18 protein-coding genes are annotated in these 19,922 nt (G+C 36.4%); 16 read left to right on the top strand and 2 right to left on the bottom strand.

Going from position 1 to position 19,922, the window contains the following annotated elements:
- Positions 1 to 95: 95 nt before the first annotated feature.
- Entirely contained in the window at positions 96 to 626 is a 531-nt protein-coding gene (locus KO527_RS01450) for a DUF1285 domain-containing protein (protein WP_216038621.1), read from the bottom strand.
- On the bottom strand, positions 626 to 1,204 hold the full coding sequence (locus tag KO527_RS01445) for a YceI family protein (protein WP_216038620.1): 579 nt from the start codon (positions 1,202 to 1,204) through the stop codon (positions 626 to 628). Before KO527_RS01445 ends, KO527_RS01450 begins: the two co-directional genes overlap by 1 nt.
- A gap of 341 nt (positions 1,205 to 1,545) precedes the next feature.
- On the opposite strand from KO527_RS01445, the gene mraZ reads away from it, so the two are divergent.
- The 16 genes from mraZ to lpxC all read left to right on the top strand — a co-directional run bounded on the left by mraZ (position 1,546) and on the right by lpxC (position 19,438).
- A complete protein-coding gene (gene mraZ, locus KO527_RS01440; protein WP_042146637.1) occupies positions 1,546 to 2,004 on the top strand; it encodes a division/cell wall cluster transcriptional repressor MraZ in 459 nt (152 codons plus the stop codon).
- 50 nt (positions 2,005 to 2,054) lie between these two features.
- On the top strand, positions 2,055 to 3,002 hold the full coding sequence (gene rsmH / locus KO527_RS01435; RefSeq protein ID WP_216038619.1) for a 16S rRNA (cytosine(1402)-N(4))-methyltransferase RsmH: 948 nt from the start codon (positions 2,055 to 2,057) through the stop codon (positions 3,000 to 3,002).
- Positions 2,999 to 3,340, top strand: coding sequence for a cell division protein FtsL (gene ftsL, locus KO527_RS01430; RefSeq protein ID WP_042146632.1), 342 nt, complete (start codon positions 2,999 to 3,001; stop codon positions 3,338 to 3,340). The genes rsmH and ftsL overlap by 4 nt, the downstream gene beginning before the upstream one ends.
- Positions 3,337 to 5,157, top strand: a complete 1,821-nt coding sequence (locus tag KO527_RS01425; RefSeq protein WP_216038618.1) for a penicillin-binding transpeptidase domain-containing protein — start codon at positions 3,337 to 3,339, stop codon at positions 5,155 to 5,157. The genes ftsL and KO527_RS01425 overlap by 4 nt, the downstream gene beginning before the upstream one ends.
- On the top strand, positions 5,150 to 6,631 hold the full coding sequence (locus tag KO527_RS01420; protein WP_216038617.1) for a UDP-N-acetylmuramoyl-L-alanyl-D-glutamate--2,6-diaminopimelate ligase: 1,482 nt from the start codon (positions 5,150 to 5,152) through the stop codon (positions 6,629 to 6,631). The genes KO527_RS01425 and KO527_RS01420 overlap by 8 nt, the downstream gene beginning before the upstream one ends.
- Entirely contained in the window at positions 6,631 to 8,088 is a 1,458-nt protein-coding gene (gene murF, locus KO527_RS01415; RefSeq protein WP_216038616.1) for a UDP-N-acetylmuramoyl-tripeptide--D-alanyl-D-alanine ligase, read from the top strand. The genes KO527_RS01420 and murF overlap by 1 nt, the downstream gene beginning before the upstream one ends.
- Entirely contained in the window at positions 8,082 to 9,164 is a 1,083-nt protein-coding gene (gene mraY, locus KO527_RS01410; RefSeq protein WP_042146625.1) for a phospho-N-acetylmuramoyl-pentapeptide-transferase, read from the top strand. The genes murF and mraY overlap by 7 nt, the downstream gene beginning before the upstream one ends.
- A complete protein-coding gene (murD, locus tag KO527_RS01405) occupies positions 9,165 to 10,499 on the top strand; it encodes a UDP-N-acetylmuramoyl-L-alanine--D-glutamate ligase (RefSeq protein WP_216038615.1) in 1,335 nt (444 codons plus the stop codon). It begins immediately after the preceding gene.
- The gene (ftsW, locus tag KO527_RS01400) at positions 10,499 to 11,683 is read left to right on the top strand and encodes a cell division protein FtsW (RefSeq protein ID WP_216038614.1); all 1,185 of its coding nucleotides are present in this window, start codon (positions 10,499 to 10,501) and stop codon (positions 11,681 to 11,683) included. The genes murD and ftsW overlap by 1 nt, the downstream gene beginning before the upstream one ends.
- Positions 11,683 to 12,765, top strand: a complete 1,083-nt coding sequence (murG, locus tag KO527_RS01395) for an undecaprenyldiphospho-muramoylpentapeptide beta-N-acetylglucosaminyltransferase (protein ID WP_216038613.1) — start codon at positions 11,683 to 11,685, stop codon at positions 12,763 to 12,765. Before ftsW ends, murG begins: the two co-directional genes overlap by 1 nt.
- Before the next feature lie 39 nt (positions 12,766 to 12,804).
- Positions 12,805 to 14,214, top strand: coding sequence for a UDP-N-acetylmuramate--L-alanine ligase (gene murC / locus KO527_RS01390; protein WP_216038728.1), 1,410 nt, complete (start codon positions 12,805 to 12,807; stop codon positions 14,212 to 14,214).
- Positions 14,211 to 15,131 carry a D-alanine--D-alanine ligase gene (locus KO527_RS01385; RefSeq protein WP_216038612.1) on the top strand — a complete coding sequence of 307 codons (921 nt, stop codon included), beginning with the start codon at positions 14,211 to 14,213 and terminating at the stop codon, positions 15,129 to 15,131. Before murC ends, KO527_RS01385 begins: the two co-directional genes overlap by 4 nt.
- 5 nt (positions 15,132 to 15,136) lie before the next feature.
- Complete coding sequence (locus tag KO527_RS01380; protein WP_216038611.1) at positions 15,137 to 15,931, top strand: cell division protein FtsQ/DivIB; 795 nt, start codon at positions 15,137 to 15,139, stop codon at positions 15,929 to 15,931.
- Positions 15,928 to 17,160: a cell division protein FtsA gene (ftsA, locus tag KO527_RS01375; protein WP_042146612.1), complete on the top strand. Its 1,233-nt coding sequence runs from the start codon at positions 15,928 to 15,930 to the stop codon at positions 17,158 to 17,160. The genes KO527_RS01380 and ftsA overlap by 4 nt, the downstream gene beginning before the upstream one ends.
- Before the next feature lie 29 nt (positions 17,161 to 17,189).
- Positions 17,190 to 18,407 carry a cell division protein FtsZ gene (gene ftsZ, locus KO527_RS01370; protein WP_216038610.1) on the top strand — a complete coding sequence of 406 codons (1,218 nt, stop codon included), beginning with the start codon at positions 17,190 to 17,192 and terminating at the stop codon, positions 18,405 to 18,407.
- A gap of 119 nt (positions 18,408 to 18,526) precedes the next feature.
- Complete coding sequence (gene lpxC, locus KO527_RS01365; RefSeq protein ID WP_216038609.1) at positions 18,527 to 19,438, top strand: UDP-3-O-acyl-N-acetylglucosamine deacetylase; 912 nt, start codon at positions 18,527 to 18,529, stop codon at positions 19,436 to 19,438.
- The last annotated feature ends 484 nt before the right edge of the window (positions 19,439 to 19,922 follow it).

Here is a 19,922-nt window from a genome sequence, read left to right as displayed (position 1 = left end):
GCAGTATAATTCCATTTTTATTGGGCAAGGTCAAGATAAAAAAACTAAATGAGAAAGAGATCGATTTTTTTATCTTTTGTACCTAATTAGTTTTTTTAACCTAATAAAAACAGTTCATTAGCCGATTCCATATAGAATTTATTATCAATTTGTTTGGCTACTTCAGCCCATTGATAATATACATTTCTATTAATTTTGGCTGTTAAGCCATGGTTTAAGGTTAAATAAGGTAATTTTGCATCTTTATTATTGGTTGAGTTATTAGTTTTTAAAATTAAAGGATGATTTTGACATAAGAGATATTGGCGCCCTAAATTATCTATACAGCATAAAACGTCGCCTTGCTCGCTTTTTTGCCAATTCCAGTTGGTTATTAAAAATGGCGCATCTTCAACTTGAATTTTTATTTTCTCCACCGGAGTTTTTAAGAAGTACTCGTTAGATTCTTGGATTAAAACTGTGGCAAATAACTTAACCATAGATATCCTATTAATTGGGCTGCCCATATAATGCCAAGATCCGTCTTTTTTAATCTCAATTGGCATTTCACCACAATAATCAGGATCCCAAGAGTCTAGAGGAGGTGTACCTGCCTCTAGAAGCTTGCTCAATTCACTTAAGTTCATTAATTAGCTTTATTAAGTTTGAGTACAAAAGAAACTGGAACTGAATGCGTAATTGAAGGCAATTTTGCAAGTTCTTGTAATTTATCAATACCGGTCGTTAAATTATAGTCTGCTGGGTTTATGATCACAGGCATAAATGATGCTACAACAATATCACCATTAGATTGCTGAGTTGCTAATACTTCAAGAGAGATTAGCTTGTTAATTCCATTAAGTGCTAAATCAGCTTGTGTTTTTAAAATAGCACTTTGACCTTTTTTAAGACTTTTAAGCTGCTTAGACAGATCTGATGTCAGGTTTAGTTTAGGAAATACTTTAGTATTAAATAAAAACTTTTGCATTCTTTCGTTACGAATAGGAATTAAAGTTTCAACGCTAGTTAAGTCAATATCAAGGTTAAATTGACCTGCATCATTGATTGAAGCATTTAACTTTTTGAAATAATGGCTTTCACCTATCTCATTTTTTTTTACAGAAACAAAATTAACACGTGATAATTCGTTATTTAAATTCCAATTTGCAAAAGAAGCAGTACTGAATAAGCAAAGCGCTAATCCAGAAAGTGAATATTTAAGCATGACATACCTATATTATTGAGTAATAAATTCTGTTTTTTAGTATAGTTGATTTTACCATAGTGAAAATACTCTATATAAATTAAATTGATAGCTTAAAGTATATAAAATCAGCATTAGATAGGTTTTTTGTTATCAAACATGTCATTTTTTAATCTTTTTATTATTTCCCTCTTAAATTCAATCGCTTTGTTTTAGCCCTTATTTTTTCTGGTCTAACGCGAAGATTTAACTTCTAAGATCGCTTGACAAATATGCTTGTCAAGTCCTAAAATCGTTGTTCGTGGTAAATTGTGGGTAAAAGTGGTCTTTTAAGACTAAAAAATATTAAAAAGGTCCATTTTATGTTCCGTGGGGCACATTCAGTCAGCTTAGATAGTAAGGGGCGCTTGGCAATTCCAACCAAGTATCGCGCTTTGCTGCATGCTGATAATGATGGGCACATGGTATGTACTGTCGATTTACAACAAAGGTGTTTATTACTTTATTCTTTATCTGAATGGCAAGAGATAGAAGCGCGTTTACTCAAGTTATCTAATATGAATGTGAGTGAGCGTCGCGTTCAAAGGGTTTTACTTGGTAATGCTATGGATTGTCAGATAGATAAAAATGGACGTATTTTGCTTTCATCGCCTTTAAGAGAGCACGCAGGTTTAAGTAAAAAAATTATGCTTGTGGGTCAACTCAATAAATTCGAGTTATGGGATGAGCAAACCTGGCATGAACAAATGAAGTTAGATATAGAGCAAGAACAAGCTGGAGATTTTGAGCTCTCCGATGGTTTAAAAGATTTTTCTTTTTAACTGAAAATAAAATAAATGATTGCATTGGCATAATAGGAATACTAAAAAACGTGGAAAAATCGACGGCAACACAAGAACATATATCGGTATTACTTGAAGAAACAATTGAAGCGCTGGCGATTAAACCCGATGGTATTTATATTGATGGGACTTTTGGTCGTGGTGGGCATTCAGGTCAAATTCTTAAAAGGTTAGGCGATAATGGTCAGCTACAGGCTATCGATAGAGACCCTCAAGCAATTGCTTCTGCTGAAAAATATAAAGATGATCCGCGTTTTTCTATTGCGCATAATACTTTTTCTGAAATCAAGTTAGTTGCTGAAAATGCTTTACTTTTAGGAAAGGTTGATGGAATTTTATTAGATATAGGCGTATCTTCACCACAGTTGGATGATGCTGAACGTGGCTTTAGTTTTATGAAAGATGGCCCGTTAGACATGCGTATGGATCCAACAAAAGGCCGAAGTGCAGCACAGTGGTTGGCTGAAGCTGAATTAGAAGATATTGTTTTTGTTATTAAAAAGTATGGTGAAGAGAAATTTGGTCGCCGCATAGCCCATAAAATTTTAGAAACAAGAGATGAAACGCCTATTACAAGCACCGCACAATTGGCTAAATTAATTGATGAAGCTGTGCCTGTTAAAGATAAACATAAGCATCCTGCAACACGTACTTTCCAAGCAATTAGAATTTATATCAATAGTGAGTTAGAAGAAATTGAAACAGCACTGAATGCGTCATTAGATGTATTAAAGCCTGGCGGTCGTTTAGTGGTTATCTCGTTCCACTCATTAGAAGACCGTATCGTAAAGCAATTTATTAAACGTCAAAGTAAAGGTAAGGCTGTGCCTAGAGGTTTGCCTTTAACCGATGAACAATTGAAGCAAGATTTAACTTTAAAAGCGATCGGTAAAGCAATTAAACCAAGTGAAGCAGAGCTTGAAGCAAATTATAGAGCGAGAAGTTCAGTGCTTAGAGTAGCTCAGAGATTGGAATGAATACAAAAAGTAGTGTTATAAAAAATAATGCTAGGCAGCCCAATCTTTTTGCTGAAATATTAAAAGGTTTTTTTAAAGAGAAAATAGTATGTTTATTACTTTTTCTCATTTTTGTTTCTGCACTATCGGTTGTGCAGGTAACTTATGCCTCAAGGCAAGAGTTAATAACACAAGATGAATTGTTGCAGCAAAGGGATGATTTAGATTTGCAATGGCGTTATTTGCTTGTTGAGCAAGAGTTTTATGCTCAACATGTACGTATTGAAGAAATTGCAAAAACTAAATTAGGAATGAAAAGACCACAAAGTAAAGATGAACAGGTAGTGATCTTGCCATGAGAAATGTGCAAAGAAAAAAAATAAAATCTAATTTTCATCATGGTCGATTTATTATCGTCTGCATTTGCATATCTATCGTTTTTGTAGGTTTAGCTGCGCGTGCGGCTTATATTCAAATTATAGAACCTGATATGGCGGTAAATGAAAGTGATAAAAGAACTAAGCGCGTAAAAAAATTACATGTTCAAAGAGGTATGATCTTTGACCGTATGGGTAAAGAGCTTGCTGTAAGTGTACCTGTTGTAAGTGTTTACGTTGATCCGAAAAATTTAAATAAAGGATTAATCAAAAAGGTATTAAGAGCGGCTAGAAAACAAGGTGAAGACACTAAGTTATTAGCTAAAGACAAAGTTGAATTAGCTAAACGTGTAAAAGAGCACTATCAAGAAGATGAGCGTTGGAAAGAACTTGCCGATGTTTTAAGAGTAAAACAAAAGACCATTGATTATCGTTTAGTGGGGGATCCAACAAAGCGTTTTATTTATTTACAACGTCAAATTACCCCTGCAGTTGCTGAATATATTAAACGATTACAATTACCTGGCATTCATTTAATTGATGAATCTAAAAGGTATTATCCTGCAGGAGAAGTAACCGCTCACGTACTTGGTTTTACAAATATTGATGGTGAAGGCATTGAGGGCATGGAGAAGCTTTATGATAAAGCTTTAACTGGTACTGACGGCAGAAGAACTTACCGTAAGGATGCTCAAGGCAGAGAAATAGAGATCTTAGATGAAAGAGAGCGTGTAGAGCCTGAGTCTATACATTTAAGCATAGATCAACGTATTCAAGCGATTGCATATAAAGCTTTAAAGTCAGCCGTTTTGTCTTTTAAAGCGACTTCTGGTTCAGCTATGGTTGTAGATGTAAAAACAGGTGAAATATTGGCTATGGTTAATAGTCCGTCATATAACCCAAATAACCTATCAAATGCGTTACCTCATAAGCGAAGAAACCGTGCCATTACAGATTTATTTGAGCCTGGCTCTACCGTAAAACCTTTAGCTATTTTAGCAGGTCTAGAATATGGCACTATTGAAGCTGATGCCATTATTAATACTTACCCAGGTTATATGAGAGTCGGTGGTAGTGTTGTTAAAGATTCGCGTAATTATGGCAAGATGACTTTAAGACAAATCATTCAAAAATCGAGCAATATGGGAGTCGCTAAAGTAACCAAAGAGCTGCCTAAAGATTACATTGTTGGTTTATATGAAAAAGTTGGTTTTGGTGAAGATTCTGGCACAACTATGATAGGTGAAAGTAGTGGTTTATTTTCGCCTAGGCGTCGCTGGTCTGATTTCGAAATAGCTACTTTATCGTTTGGTTATGCACTTGCCATTAGTACCGCACAATTATCGCGTTTTTACGCCACTTTAGGCTCAGGAGGCATATCTCGTCCGCTAACAATATTAAAACAAGATGTGCCTATGATGGGCGAGCGAATTTTTGAAAAGAAAAATGTTCATTCAGTACTTGAAATGATGGAAAGTGTTTTTGAAAGAGGCGGTACGGCACCTAATGTTAAATTAGATGGTTATCGTGTTGCTGCAAAAACTGGTACTTCTAAAAAAGCAGTTGCCGGTGGTTACGGTGATGAATATGTGAATTATTTTGCAGGTGTTGGTCCAGTATCAGACCCAAGATTATCAGTAGTTGTAATGGTGAATGAGCCGGGTGGCGATGAATATTATGGTGCTACAACTACCGGACCTGCATTTACTGAAATTATGTCGGGCGCTTTACGTATTTTGAATGTTGCACCTGATTTGAATACCGTTGCAGCAACAAAAGTAGGAGCTAATCGTGGTTGATATAAAAAACTGTTTGGCTCAAATAGGTGTAAATTCACCTTCAATAAAAATAAATAACCTTGTTTTAGATAGTAGAGAAATACAAGTTGGTGATGCTTTTATTGCGATTAAAGGCCATGAGTTAGATGGCGGTAAATTTATACTATCTGCATTAAATAAAGGTGCTGTATTAGTACTTGCAGATAGTGAGTGCCAAATTGATAGTGATATTGAGCCATCTAAAATAATAAGAATTGATCAATTAAATAATAAGTTAGCCAAGTTAAGTGCATCTTTTTATGATAATCCTAGCCAAAAATTACACTTAGTTGGTGTAACTGGCACTAATGGTAAATCAACAATTAGCAGCATGATTGCAAACTTAATAGCGGCATGTGAACAAAGCACTGCTGTTATAGGTACTTTAGGTTGGGGAAGTCTTGATGCCTTAGCGCCACTTAATAATACAACGCCATCATCTGTTGATTTGCAGCATATGTTATCAAATCTACAGCAAAGCCAAACTGATTTAGTTGCTATGGAAGTATCATCTCATGGTTTGAGTCAAGGTCGCGTTGATGAATGTCAGTTTAGTGTATCTGTGTTTAGTAATTTATCACGAGATCACCTTGATTATCATGGTGATATGGCAAATTATGCCGCAGCTAAATTAAAATTATTTACTCAGTATCAGGCAAATTTAAATGCTTTTAATTTAGATGATTGTGTCGCAATAAATTGGCTTGAAACACATAAGTTTAAAAATACCGTATTGTTTGGCAAAGGTGATACACCTTTATCTAAGCATCAATATGTTTTATTTAGTGATGTACAATGCACGGCAGAGGGCATAAAAGCCAAGTTTATTACAAGTTGGGATGAGCCAGATGTTATAAATGAAGTTACTTGTCCTTTATTTGGTGAGTTTAACCTGTATAACTTAGCTGCTGCATTTTCTGTTGCATTAGGTTTAGGTTACCCAATAAAACACATATTTAAAGCTGCTAATAATTTAAAGCCTATCGCTGGTAGAATGCAGCCTTTTTCAGGTTTAAATAAACCAACTTGCATAGTTGATTATGCACATACGCCAGAAGCGTTAGAATTAGCTTTACAAGCTTTACAGCATCATGTGCCTGGCGGCGTAACTTGTGTATTTGGCTGCGGTGGTGATAGAGACAAAGGTAAGCGCGCTTTAATGGCGAAAGCTGCACAAAAATATGCAAATAAAATAGTGGTTACCAGTGATAACCCTAGAACAGAAAATCCTGATGATATTATTAATGATGTATTACTGGGTTTTTCAAATAAGAATAACGTGCAAGTTGAAGCTGATAGAGGAAAAGCAATTACCTTAGCTGTTTCACAAGCATCAAAACATGAAGTTGTTTTGGTAGCAGGCAAAGGCCATGAAGACTACCAAATCATAGGTGATAAAATAATAAACTTTTGCGATAGAGCTTGGGTTGAACAGCTGTTAAAAGGTGGTTGCTGATGATCCCAATGGATTTTAAATGGATAGCAAAAGTTTTAGGGGTGACTGAAAACCTCAAAGATATTAATGAAAATAATAAATCTGTAAGCAATATAAATACAGATACACGCACAATTAGCTCAAATGAAGTGTTTTTAGCACTTAAAGGCGCAAACTTTGATGGTCATAAGTTTGTTAAAAAAGCCATTAACCAAGGTGCAACTGCGGTTATTGTTGAACAAGATGTATTGAGTGAAATTGAAGCTGAAGGTGTCGTTCAATTTATTGTAGCAGATACCCGAATTGCTTTGGGTTTACTTGGCAGTGCAGTGAAAGCAGAGGTTTCGCCAAAAACTATCGCCATAACAGGTAGTGTAGGTAAAACGACAGTTAAAGAAATGACTGCTGCAATTTTAGGTTTAAATGCTAAAGTATTGGCTACAAATGGCAACTTCAATAATGATATTGGCGTACCGCTTACTTTATTACGTTTAGAGCAAGATGATGAATATGCTGTTATTGAGCTAGGTGCAAATCATTTAGGCGAGATAGATTATACCAGTAACTTAGTTAAGCCTGATGTTGCTACCATTTGTAATGTGGCCGAGGCTCACTTAGAAGGTTTTGGTAGTATAGATGGTGTCGCTAAAGCGAAAGGTGAGATTTTTAATGGTTTAAAAGACACAGGCACCGCCGTTTTAAATTTTGATAGTAATTATCATAATTTTTGGTTTAAAACTTTAACATCCAAAAAAATAATGCAATTTTCAAGCAAAACTCAAAAAGATGTTTGGGCTAAAAATATTAGCTTTGATCAACTTGGTCGCGCCAATTTTGATTTATGCATTGAAAATGAATCCGCTTTTGTACAGTTACAATTGCCCGGTGAACATAATATAAAAAATGCATTAACAGCTACTGCACTCACCTTAGCACTAGATATTCCTTTAAAACAAATTTCTCAAGGGCTATCAAACATAGAGCAAGTTAAGGGGCGAGTTAATTTAATTGAACTAAACAAAGATATTACCATTATTGATGATAGCTACAATGCTAATGTGCAATCGGTGAAGGCTGCAATAGATTTACTTAAACAGATCCAAGGGCATACTATTTTAGCTTTAGGTGATATGGGTGAGTTAGGTGAAAATGCTTTAAGTTATCATCAAGATGTAGGGATTTATGCTAAATCTGAAGGTATAAAGCAACTTTATACTTTAGGCACATTAAGTATGGGTGCCCATGAAGGGTTTTACACAGAGCATACATCAAATAAAGATACACAGCATTTTATGGATAGAACTGCACTTTTAAATCAGCTTTTAACTGATTTTTCACAACACAATAAATCAGAAAAAATAACAATATTAATTAAGGGGTCGCGCAGTGCGGCTATGGAATTATTAGTGCAAGATATAATAAAAAATAAAGAAGCATGTGAACTTCAAACTAAAGAGTCTGGAGATTTATCATGTTAATGTGGTTAGCTGAGTATTTAACGCAATATTATTCTGGATTTAATGTTTTTTCTTATCTGACATTTAGAGCTATTTTAGGTATTTTTACCGCTTTATTTATCTCTTTGTATTTTGGTCCAAAATTAATAAAAGCATTACAACGTATGCAAATTGGGCAGACTGTCCGTGATGATGGACCTGAGTCTCATTTATCTAAGTCTGGTACGCCTACCATGGGTGGTTTGCTGATATTGGCCTCTATTTTTACCAGTACGCTATTTTGGGCTGATTTAAGTAATAAATATGTTTGGGTGACTTTATTTGTTATTGGTTCTTTAGGTGCTGTTGGCTTTGTCGATGACTATAGAAAAGTGATCAGAAAAGATAGTAATGGTCTGATTGCGCGCTGGAAGTATTTTTGGCAATCAGTGATTGCGTTAGTGACTGCGTGTTTCTTATTTTTCACCCAGCAATTAGATGCTGAAACGGCGTTATTAATTCCATTTTTTAAAGAAGTCATGCCTCAACTTGGTATCTTCTTTATTGTTATGAGTTACTTTGTAATTGTAGGTACCTCTAATGCAGTTAACTTAACTGATGGTTTAGATGGTTTAGCAATTGTGCCAACTATTTTAGTGGCAGCAGCTTTTGCTTTTATTGCTTATGTAACAGGTAATGTGAATTTTGCTAATTACCTAAATATCCCTCATATACCACTCACAAGTGAACTTGTCATAGTGTGTACTGCCATAGTGGGAGCCGGACTTGGTTTCCTATGGTTCAATACTTATCCAGCGCAGATATTTATGGGAGATGTCGGTTCTTTGGCTCTGGGCGGTGCTTTAGGAATAATCGCAATTTTAGTACGCCAAGAATTGGTATTGGTCATTATGGGTGGTGTATTTGTAATGGAGGCTTTATCGGTAATTTTACAAGTTGGCTCTTATAAATTAAGAGGGCAAAGAATTTTTAGAATGGCACCAATACATCATCATTATGAATTAAAAGGTTGGCCAGAGCCTAGGGTAATCGTACGTTTTTGGATTATTTCTGTGGTATTAGTTTTAGCCGGTTTAGCAACATTGAAGCTGAGATAAATGACTTATTTAAAGCAGTTAAAAGAGTTAAATATTATCGTGCTTGGTCTGGGGGTTTCTGGACTGAGCACTGTGCGTTTTTTACTGCAAAATAATATCAATCCTATTGTGATTGATAGTCGTTTAAATGCGCCTGGTTTAGATTGGTTGCAAGCAAACGCACCTGAGATTGAAGTAAAGCTTGGGGATTTATCAAAATCTAATTTGTCACAAGCAAATTTAATCATTATCAGCCCTGGTATTGCATTAGCGCAAACAGATGTTGCATTAGCAATCACATCAGGTGTTGAAGTAATAGGTGATATTGAATTATTTGCTCGTATAAATACTAAACCCGTTATTGCAGTAACTGGCTCTAATGGTAAATCAAGTGTTGTTACTTTAACTGCAAAAGTATTGGAAAAAGCCGGTTTTAAAGTGGGGTTAGGCGGTAATATCGGCACGCCTATTTTAGATTTGTTAGTACAAAGTCATGATGTATTTGTTTTAGAGTTATCTAGCTTTCAGTTAGAAACAACATCAAGTTTAAAACCTGTTAGTGCCACTGTGCTTAATATTTCAGAAGACCATTTAGACAGATATGATGGTATGGCGCACTACACTCAAACGAAACATAACATTTATGAAAACTGTGAAAATGCGATTTATAGTTTAGACGATAAAGAGACTTATCCGATTAAGGTTAATAATAAATTAAGTTTTGCAGCTGACAATGCTGATTTTTGTTTAGTTACACAAAATGGTCAAAGCTACTTTAGTGCCTTAGATAAGGTTTTATTTGAAACAAGTAACTTAAAAGTTGAAGGTAAACATAATCAACTGAATGCATTAGCGGTTATAGCTTTATTATCACCTTGGAACTTAGAGACCGAAACTTTCAAACAGGCCTTTAATGAATTTTTAGGATTAGATCATAGGTGTCAGTTAGTTTGTTCACATCAGAATGTAAAATATTTTAATGACTCTAAAGCCACCAATGTAGGAGCTTGTATCGCTTCAATTGAGAGCTTAGCTGCGGGTAGTAATAAAAATATTATTTTAATTGCTGGGGGTGATGGCAAAGGTGCTGACTTCTCTACTTTAGTGCCATATTTTGATAAACACATCAAAAAGTTAATTTGTTTAGGTAAAGATGCACATCAATTAGCTAAATTAAGTGATAGTTCATTACTAGTGAGCTCTATGGAAGATGCTGTTAATTTAGCCTCTGAACATGCTTTATCAGGTGATATTGTTTTATTAGCACCTGCGTGTTCAAGTTTAGATATGTATCCTAACTTTATGGCCCGTGGAGATGATTTTTCACATTTTGCTTTACAACAAAAGGCTAACTGATGAATTGGTTAGTTAGTGTAAAAAGCAAATTGCTTTCAAATAATGATAACGGTGCTTCGTCAATTTATGACCCAGTTATTATTTATTGCATTATGTTATTGATAGGTGTTGGTTTTGTAATGGTAACAAGTGCATCTATGCCTGTTGCAGAACGCTTATTTAATAATCCTTTTCACTTTACATTACGGCATGGCATTTTTTTAGGTTTGAGTTTTATTTATCTAGCTGTAAGCGTTAGCTTACCTATGGCTTGGTGGAAAAAAGCAAACCCTTACTTACTGTTAGCTGGGATGGCCTTGTTAGTTTTGGTGTTGCTTATAGGTCGAGAAGTGAATGGTTCACAACGTTGGATTGGGCTTGGTCCTTTTAATATGCAAGTTGCAGAGATAGCAAAGTTATATTTCTTTAGTTATTTAGCTGGATATTTAGTACGTAAGCGCGATGAAGTAAAAGAAAACTTTATGGGATTTGTTAAGCCAATTATTGTCTTTGTTGTATACGCAGGCTTGATTTTAATGCAGCCAGATTTAGGCACTGTGGTTGTAATGTTTGTTACCACCGTAGGTTTATTGTTTTTAGCCGGCGCTCAATTATGGCAATTTTTTATGCTTCTAATGGCGGGCGGTGGCTTAATTGTTTTGTTAATTGTATTTTCTCCTTATCGTTGGGCAAGGGTGACCTCTTTTTGGGACCCTTGGGATGACCCGTTTGGTAAAGGTTATCAGCTAGTACAGTCTTTAATGGCTTATAGTCGAGGTAGTTGGTGGGGCCAAGGATTAGGTAACAGTATTCAAAAACAAGAATACCTGCCAGAAGCGCATACAGATTTTATTTTTTCAGTCATCGCTGAAGAAACTGGTTTTATAGGTGTTTTAAGTATTTTAGCTATTTTGTGTGTATTGGTATTCCGCGCTTTAATAATTGGAAAGAAAGCACTGCAAAGCGGTAAAGAATATGAGGGCTATTTTGCTTTGGCTATTGGTATTTGGTTTGCTTTTCAAACCATGGTTAATATCGGAGCGAGTGCTGGGATTTTACCAACAAAAGGTCTTACTTTGCCTTTTGTTTCTTATGGTGGTTCCAGTATGTTGATGATGACAATCGCAATAGGCATTTTATTAAGAATAGATTTTGAGGTGAAACTGGCTACTAGGCAGGCAACATCCGGAGGGCGAAAAAAATAATGAATAAAAAACAGCAAAAACTAATGATAGTCGCCGGTGGTACGGGTGGGCATATATTCCCAGGTATAGCTGTTGCCGAGTATTTGATAAAACAAGACTGGCAAGTTGTTTGGTTAGGCACATCAGATCGAATGGAAGCCGAAGTAGTGCCGAAGCATGGTTTAGCTATTCGTTTTATCGATGTTCAAGGTGTGCGTGGTAATGGCTTAAAAAGGCTTATAAAGGCACCTTTTATGGTGTTAAACGCAATCTTGCAAGCGCGTAAAGTAATGCAACAAGAACAGCCTGATGTGTTATTAGGTATGGGTGGTTATGTTACAGGTCCTGCAGGTTTAGCTGCAAAAACATTAGGGATCCCTTTAATTGTGCATGAACAAAATGCAGTTGCAGGCATGAGTAATAAGCTGCTTGCTAAATTTTCAAATCAAGTCTTAGGTGCATTTCCTGGGGCGTTTCCTGAGGTTGATTATCAGGTTGTTGGTAATCCGGTCAGACAAAGCGTAGCAAATATTAATTATAGCCCAGTGACTGAATCATGCAGAATCTTGGTTGTTGGTGGTTCTTTAGGTGCAAAAGTATTAAATGATGAGCTACCTGCGGTATTTTCTCAGTTAAATAAAGTCAAACCAATAGAGGTTTGGCATCAAACTGGTAAAGGTAATTTAGGAACTGTAAAAGGCACTTATCAAGAGTTATCTCTAAATGCCAAAGTAGCGCAATTTATAGATGATATAGACACGGCTTATGCTTGGGCTGATATTGTTGTATGTCGTTCTGGCGCCCTAACAGTAAGTGAAATCGCAGCTGCAGGGAAAATGGCTTTATTTGTGCCATTTCCACATGCTGTTGACGATCATCAAACTGCAAATGCGCAATTTTTAGTATCAAATCAAGCTGCATTATTGTTACAGCAAAGAGATTTAAATCAGCAAAGTTTAGTTGCGTTATTAAAGCCTTTTATAGAGCAACCACAGTTAATTAAAGAGATGGCTGATAAAGCTAAGTCTTATGCTCAAACAGATGCAACTGAACAAGTGACTAATTATATAAAACAGCATACTCGTTATGCATGTACAAATTAAAAAGAGAATTTAGTGAGCAAAGTAAGTGAAGTAACAGCAATGAGAAAAGTAAACAGTATTCACTTTATTGGCATAGGTGGTGCCGGTATGGGTGGTATTGCTGAAGTGTTAGTTAATGAGGGGTATTGTGTTACAGGCTCAGATATCGCTCAGAGCCCTATGACTGACAGATTAAAGTCTGCTGGTGCGATAATTTTTATTGGTCATCACAGTGAAAATGTAAAAAAAGCGAGTGTTGTTGTTATTTCTACAGCAATAGATGAAACAAACCCTGAAATTATAGAAGCAAAAGCAAATCGTATTCCGATTGTTCGCCGTGCCGAAATGCTATCTGAGTTGATGCGTTTTCGTCATGGTATTGCCATTGCCGGTACTCATGGAAAAACAACAACAACTAGTTTGATTGCCAGTATTTTTGCGCAAGCTGATTTAGATCCCACTTTTGTTATTGGTGGTTTATTAAATAGTGCAGGAACAAATGCACGATTAGGTAAAAGCCGTTTTTTAATTGCTGAAGCTGATGAAAGCGACGCATCATTTTTACATCTACAGCCTATGGTATCAGTGATCACTAATATTGAAGCTGACCATATGGATACTTATCAAGGTAACTTTGAAAATATGAAAGATACCTATATTGAGTTTATCCACAACCTACCATTTTATGGTGTTGCTGTTGCTTGTATCGATTGCCCTGTTGTAACTGAGCTTTTACCTAGATTTGCTCGGAAATTTATTACTTATGGTGAGTCAGAACAAGCGGATTACAGATTGGTAGACTTTACTCAAACAGTCAGTACGAGTGAGTTTAAAGTAATTAACAACTCAGGATCTGAACTGCTTGTTAAATTAAATATGCCAGGTAAACACAATGCATTAAATGCGACAGCAGCAATCGCAGTTGCAAAAGATGAAGGCATTAGTGATGAAGCAATTATTAAAGCGTTAGAAAAATTCGAAGGAATAGGTCGACGTTTCCAACAATATGGTGAGTTTGAAACGGGACGCGGTAAAGTCATGTTGATTGATGATTATGGTCATCACCCAACAGAAGTGGCGGCTACAATCAAGGCTGTCAAAGATGGCTGGCCTGATAGACGTTTGGTGATGGCATATCAACCTCATAGATATACAAGAACAAGAGATCTCTATGAAGAATCTGTAAAAGTATTAACTGATGTTGATCTTTTATTATTGCTTGAAGTCTATTCTGCGGGAGAAGCGCCTATTGCAGGTGCTGATAGTAAAAGTTTATGTCGCAGCTTACGTCAAAGAGGTAAGGAGCCTGTATATATTGCGCAACCAAATGAATTGCCATTGGTTTTAAGTGATGTATTACAAGATGGCGATATCGTTTTAACCCAAGGTGCGGGAAACATTGGCCAATTAGTTAAATCTTTAGCACAAATGAAATTAAATATAGAAAAATTAAAGCAGGTTAACGCATGAATGGGCAAAAGTTCGGTAAAGTAGCCGTTTTAATGGGAGGCAGTTCTGCAGAGAGAGCTGTTTCACTTAATTCAGGTAAAGCTGTGTTGTCAGCTTTACAAAGTGCAGGCGTAAATGCATTTGCGTTTGATCCTGCTGAGCGAAACTTATTTGAATTAAAAGAGTGTGATACTGAACGAGTATTTATTGCATTGCATGGGCGAGGTGGTGAAGATGGCACAGTTCAAGGTGCGCTTGAGTTTTTAGAGCTTCCTTATACTGGTAGTGGTGTTTTGGGTTCAGCTTTAGCTATGGATAAAGCGCGTTGTAAAGAATTATTCAGATCGCGTAATTTACCAACAGCTAATTTCATTGCATTAGAAAAAAATAGTGAATTTGATATAGAGAAAATAATTCATGAATTTGGTGCTGTAATGGTAAAGCCTTCTCATGAAGGTTCAAGTATTGGCATGGCAAAAGCAGCGACAGCAGCTGAGTTAGAAACAGCGCTTGAAGATGCATTCAAATATGATGATATCGTTTTATTAGAACAATGGATATCAGGGCGAGAATTTACGGTAACTATGTTAGCAGGTGATGCACTGCCGGTTATTGAAATGGTTACACCTCGCGGTTTTTATGATTATGAAGCGAAATATCAAGTGAATAGTACTGAATACTTTTGTCCTGCTGATTTATCTCAAAAAGATACACAATATTTACAGCAGATATCAAAATTAGCATTTGATTTAGTAGGTGCAACAGGTTGGGGCCGAGTTGATATCATGCAAGATTCTGATAATCAGTTTTATATACTAGAAGTTAATACGGTACCTGGTATGACTGAAAAGTCACTTGTGCCTATGTCAGCAAAAGCGAATGGTTTGTCATTTGAGCAGTTGGTTGTAAATATATTAGCGCAAACTTTAGGTAAATAAACTTAATGAATCAAAAAATAGAATCTTTTTTAAAATGGCAAAAAACCGTGCATTGGTCACGGGTGTTTGGCATGGGGTTCTTTTTAATTGTGTTGATTGGTTTATGTCAGATGTATTTTTCAATTAGTGACTATTTACAAAAAGAACATCAAACACAAATAAAGCATGTAACTGTATTAGGGGAGCCTAAACATACATCAGAGCGTCAAATTTTAAATGCGATTAAACAAACTGATTTATCTCGTTTTTTTGACCTAGATGTTAATCAAGTTCAAGATTTGGTCATCGCCTTACCTTGGGTAGAAACTGCTTCAGTGCGTAAACAGTGGCCAAACACCTTAAAAGTATTTGTTGTTGAGCATAATCCAGTTGCGATATGGAATGATGATTTGTTGTTAAATTCTGATGGCAAAGTATTTCAGGCTCCAAAAGCAACAATAACAAAAAAATTACCAAGTTTATTTGGGCCTGAAGGCAGTGAAGTAGAGGCTTTTAACACATTTCAGCAGTTCGCTGAATTACTTTATATCAATAACTTTGAACTAACGAGTTTGGCGCTTTCGGAAAGATTTGCTTGGCAGTTTTGGTTAAGCAACGGCATAAACCTAAATTTGGGTCGAAAAGATAAGTTAAAACGGGTGCAAAAGTTTATTGATATGTACCCATATATGCTTAAACGCAAAGATGCTGAGGTAGATTCAGTTGATTTAAGGTATGATACTGGGCTTGCGGTTAGTTGGAAGGCTGCAGACTTACACAAATTACAACAAAAAAACTATAAACAAAAGAGTAAGGCATGACTAAGTCAGCAGAACGAAATCTAGTTATCGGCTTGGATGTAGGCACATCTAAGGTGGTTGCGACTGTGGGTGAAATCACCGCAGATAATAAATTAAGTATAGTTGGCATAGGTAGCCAAATATCTCACGGTATGGATAAAGGTGGGGTAAATGATCTTAATTTAGTATCAGAATCAATTCAAAGAGCCATAGATGAAGCTGAGTTAATGGCTGATTGTCGTATTAGTTCTGTTTATTTGGGGATCTCAGGTAAACATATTCAATGTCAAAATGAAAATGGTGTTGTTGCAATCAATAATACTGAAGTGAGTTCTGATGATATTGATAATGTGATGCATACAGCTAGATCTGTGCCTATTTCAGCAGAGCGAAAAATGCTACATGCAATCGCACAAGAGTACAGTGTTGATATGCAAGAAGGGATTAAGAACCCGCTTGGCATGAGTGGTGTGCGCATGGAAACACAAGCTCATATTATTACATGTTCAAATGATATGGCTAAAAATATTGAAAAATGTGTTGAGCGATGTGGTTTAACTGTTGATCAATTAACTTACACCGCATTAGCATCTAGCCATGCTGTTTTAACTGAAGATGAAAGAGAGTTAGGTATTTCAGTGATTGATATTGGCGGCGGAACTATGGATTTAACTATCTATACCAGTGGGGCTTTACGTCATTCCGCTGTGATTCCTGTTGCAGGTAATCAAGTTACGGGTGATATCGCTAAAATTTTCCGTACGCCTATTTCACATGCTGAATCATTAAAAGTACAATATGCATGTGCAAGTAGTGCAATGGCCAGTACAGAAGATACGATTGAAGTGCCAAGTGTTGGTGGTCGTCCATCTAGAACGATGTCACGCCATACTTTATCTGAGGTTGTAGAACCAAGGTTTAAAGAATTGCTTGAGCTGGCATTAAGAGAGATCCGCCGTTCAGGTTATGAAGATCAAATTGCTGCGGGTATTGTTCTAACAGGCGGTACCGCAAAAATGACTGGCGCTTTGGAAGTCGCTGAAGAAATTTTCCAAATGCCAGTTAGAATAGCCAGTCCTATCGGGATGATTGGATTGACGGATTACGTTGATGACCCTTCATTTGCAACGGCTGTTGGCTTATTACAATATAGCCAGACAATGCAAACAGCAAATGCCCAAAAAACATCTGAGCAAAATGGTGTAAGTTGGTTTAGCCGGGTGCAAAAAATGTTTAAGGATCACTTTTAATAAATTTTTTACTCAGTCGGAGAGTAACAATGTTTGATTATATGGAACAACACAGCGAAGAAGCTGTTATAAAAGTTATTGGTGTCGGTGGCGGTGGCGGTAACGCTGTTGAGCACATGGTTAAAAAGCAAATTGAAGGTGTACGCTTCATTGGTGCTAATACTGATGCGCAAGCATTGCGCCGTTCATCTGCTGATACTACTATTCAGTTAGGCACAAAAATCACTTCAGGTTTAGGCGCTGGTGCGAATCCTGAAGTAGGTCGTCAATCTGCAGAAGAAGATATTGAAGCAATAAAAGCAGGCCTTGAAGGCGCTGATATGGTCTTTATCGCTGCTGGTATGGGCGGTGGTACAGGTACAGGTGCAGCTCCTGTTGTTGCTAAAATGGCAAAAGAAATGGGCATACTTACGGTTGCTGTTGTAACACGTCCATTTGACTTTGAAGGTAAAAAGCGTGCATCAGCTGCAGATCATGGTATTACCGAGTTAGCTGATACAGTAGATTCACTTATTACAATTCCTAACAATAAATTACTTAAAGTTTTAGGAAAAGGGACTACACTTTTAGATGCATTCGCAAAAGCAAACGATGTACTTTATGGTGCTGTACAAGGTATTGCTGAGCTAATTACACGTTCTGGTCTAATCAACGTGGATTTCGCGGATGTAAGAACAGTCATGTCTGCTATGGGAACTGCAATGATGGGGACTGCTTCTGCAAGCGGTCCTGATCGTGCTCAAGAAGCTGCAGAAGCTGCAATTTCGAGCCCGTTATTAGAAGATGTTGATTTAACAGGTGCAAAAGGTATTTTGGTTAATATTACAGCTGGTATGGATATTGCGATTGAAGAGTTTGAAACAGTTGGTAACCATGTAAAAGCGTTAGCATCAGAAAACGCAACTGTAGTTGTTGGTGCGGTAATTGATCCTGAAATGAGTGATGAATTACGCGTAACAGTTGTTGCAACAGGTTTAGGTGGGGAAAGAAAAGCACAGTTTGGTATCGTTGATAATGGCTTTAAAAAAGCATCTGGTTCAGATGTAGCAACTACACCAAGTAATGCGCCAACGACAACACCAGGCGTATTTGTGCCAAACTTTGCAAATCAAACTTCTGAAGAATTTAGCTCTGCTGCAAGTGCACCAGTTGAAGCTACTCCAGAAAAAGAAACTCCTGAAGCAGGAAAAGCAGAGCAAGGTGATTATTTTGATATCCCAGCTTTTTTACGTAAGCAAGCTGATTAATCAAAATCAAGTAAATAAAATGCGAGTTGGTTAATAATAAATCAACTTAATTGTCAGCTGGTCTTATCTGTGATAAGATCCGCGGCCAAATAAATAATTCATTAATGAGTGAGCTGCCTATGATCAAACAACGTACGATTAGCCAAGTAGTTAACGCCATTGGAGTTGGACTTCATAAGGGCGAAAAGGTTTCTATTACTCTTCGACCTGCGGGCGCAAATACTGGGATAGTATTTCGTCGTGTAGACCTTGAGCCTGTGGTTGATTTTTCAATCACACCTGAAGCAGTGGGTGATACTCAGCTATGTACATGTTTGATTAATAAAGATGGAGTTCGTTTATCAACAACTGAGCATTTAGTTGCTGCTATTTCAGCACTAGGTATTGATAACTTAGTTGTTGAATTAGATAGCCCTGAAGTACCGATTATGGATGGAAGTGCGCTACCATTTATATACCTTTTACAAAAAGGTGGTATTGAAGAGTTGTCAGTTGCAAAGCGTTTTATTCGCATAACTGAAAAAGTACGTATAGAAGATGGCGATAAATGGGCTGAAATTGAACCGTATGACGGTTTTCATATTGATTTCCAAATTGATTTTGATCATCCAGCTATCAATGATAGTGAGCAACGTATTGGTTTAGATATTACTGCAAAAAGTTTTACTGAACAAATTAGTCGTGCAAGAACTTTTGGTTTTATGCAAGATATTGAATATTTACACGCTAACAATTTAGCTTTAGGTGGCAGCATGGATAATGCTGTTGTACTTGATGAATATAAAGTACTCAACCCAAATGGTCTACGTTACCAAGATGAATTTGTTAAGCATAAGATCTTAGATTGTGTTGGTGATTTGTTTATGACCGGCCATAACCTGTTAGGTAAAGTGACAGCGTTTAAATCAGGACATGATCTGAATAATAAATTGCTTCGTAAACTAATGGCGACTGAATCAGCTTGGGAATGGGCAAGCTTTGAAGATACAGTTACTATGCCTGCACCTGGGCTTGAAGTTATAACAGCGTAATAGCATATTAGTAAAATAAAACTTAAATGAAAGCCAGAAGTTTACTTCTGGCTTTTTTGTATCTACACATATCTACAATCCACATATCAAAACATCTGTTTTATTCGTTGCTCTTTCAGTTTTTCTTATTTTATAACTTGGGCCACCAAGAAGGATAGAACAGGCATTTCTGTGAGTAGCTTATAAAAAATAAATTAAACTAGTGAAAATCGCTGTTTGAATGTATTTAAATACTTTTTATGTTTAAAACAACAAATCGATAAAATAGATTAAGGAAAATCATAATCAGCAAATAGCCTTATTTAGAATTTAAATACTGAATATGTTTGTTTTTTGAGTTTTTTTGATTGTTTTGTAATCGAACAAACATTATTTTGAACTTTATTTAAAAAAACACTTGCGCTGAAATAGAATCTCTCTATACTGCGCCTCCACCGACACAGACGGCAAGCAACATTCTTAAAGGGATGTAGCGACATCGACT

The sequence above is a fragment of the Pseudoalteromonas sp. C2R02 genome (assembly GCF_018860845.1).
Classification (GTDB): Bacteria; Pseudomonadota; Gammaproteobacteria; order Enterobacterales; family Alteromonadaceae; genus Pseudoalteromonas.
Note: the sequence above shows the minus strand (reverse complement) of the source record. Positions and strands in the feature narration are given on the sequence as shown.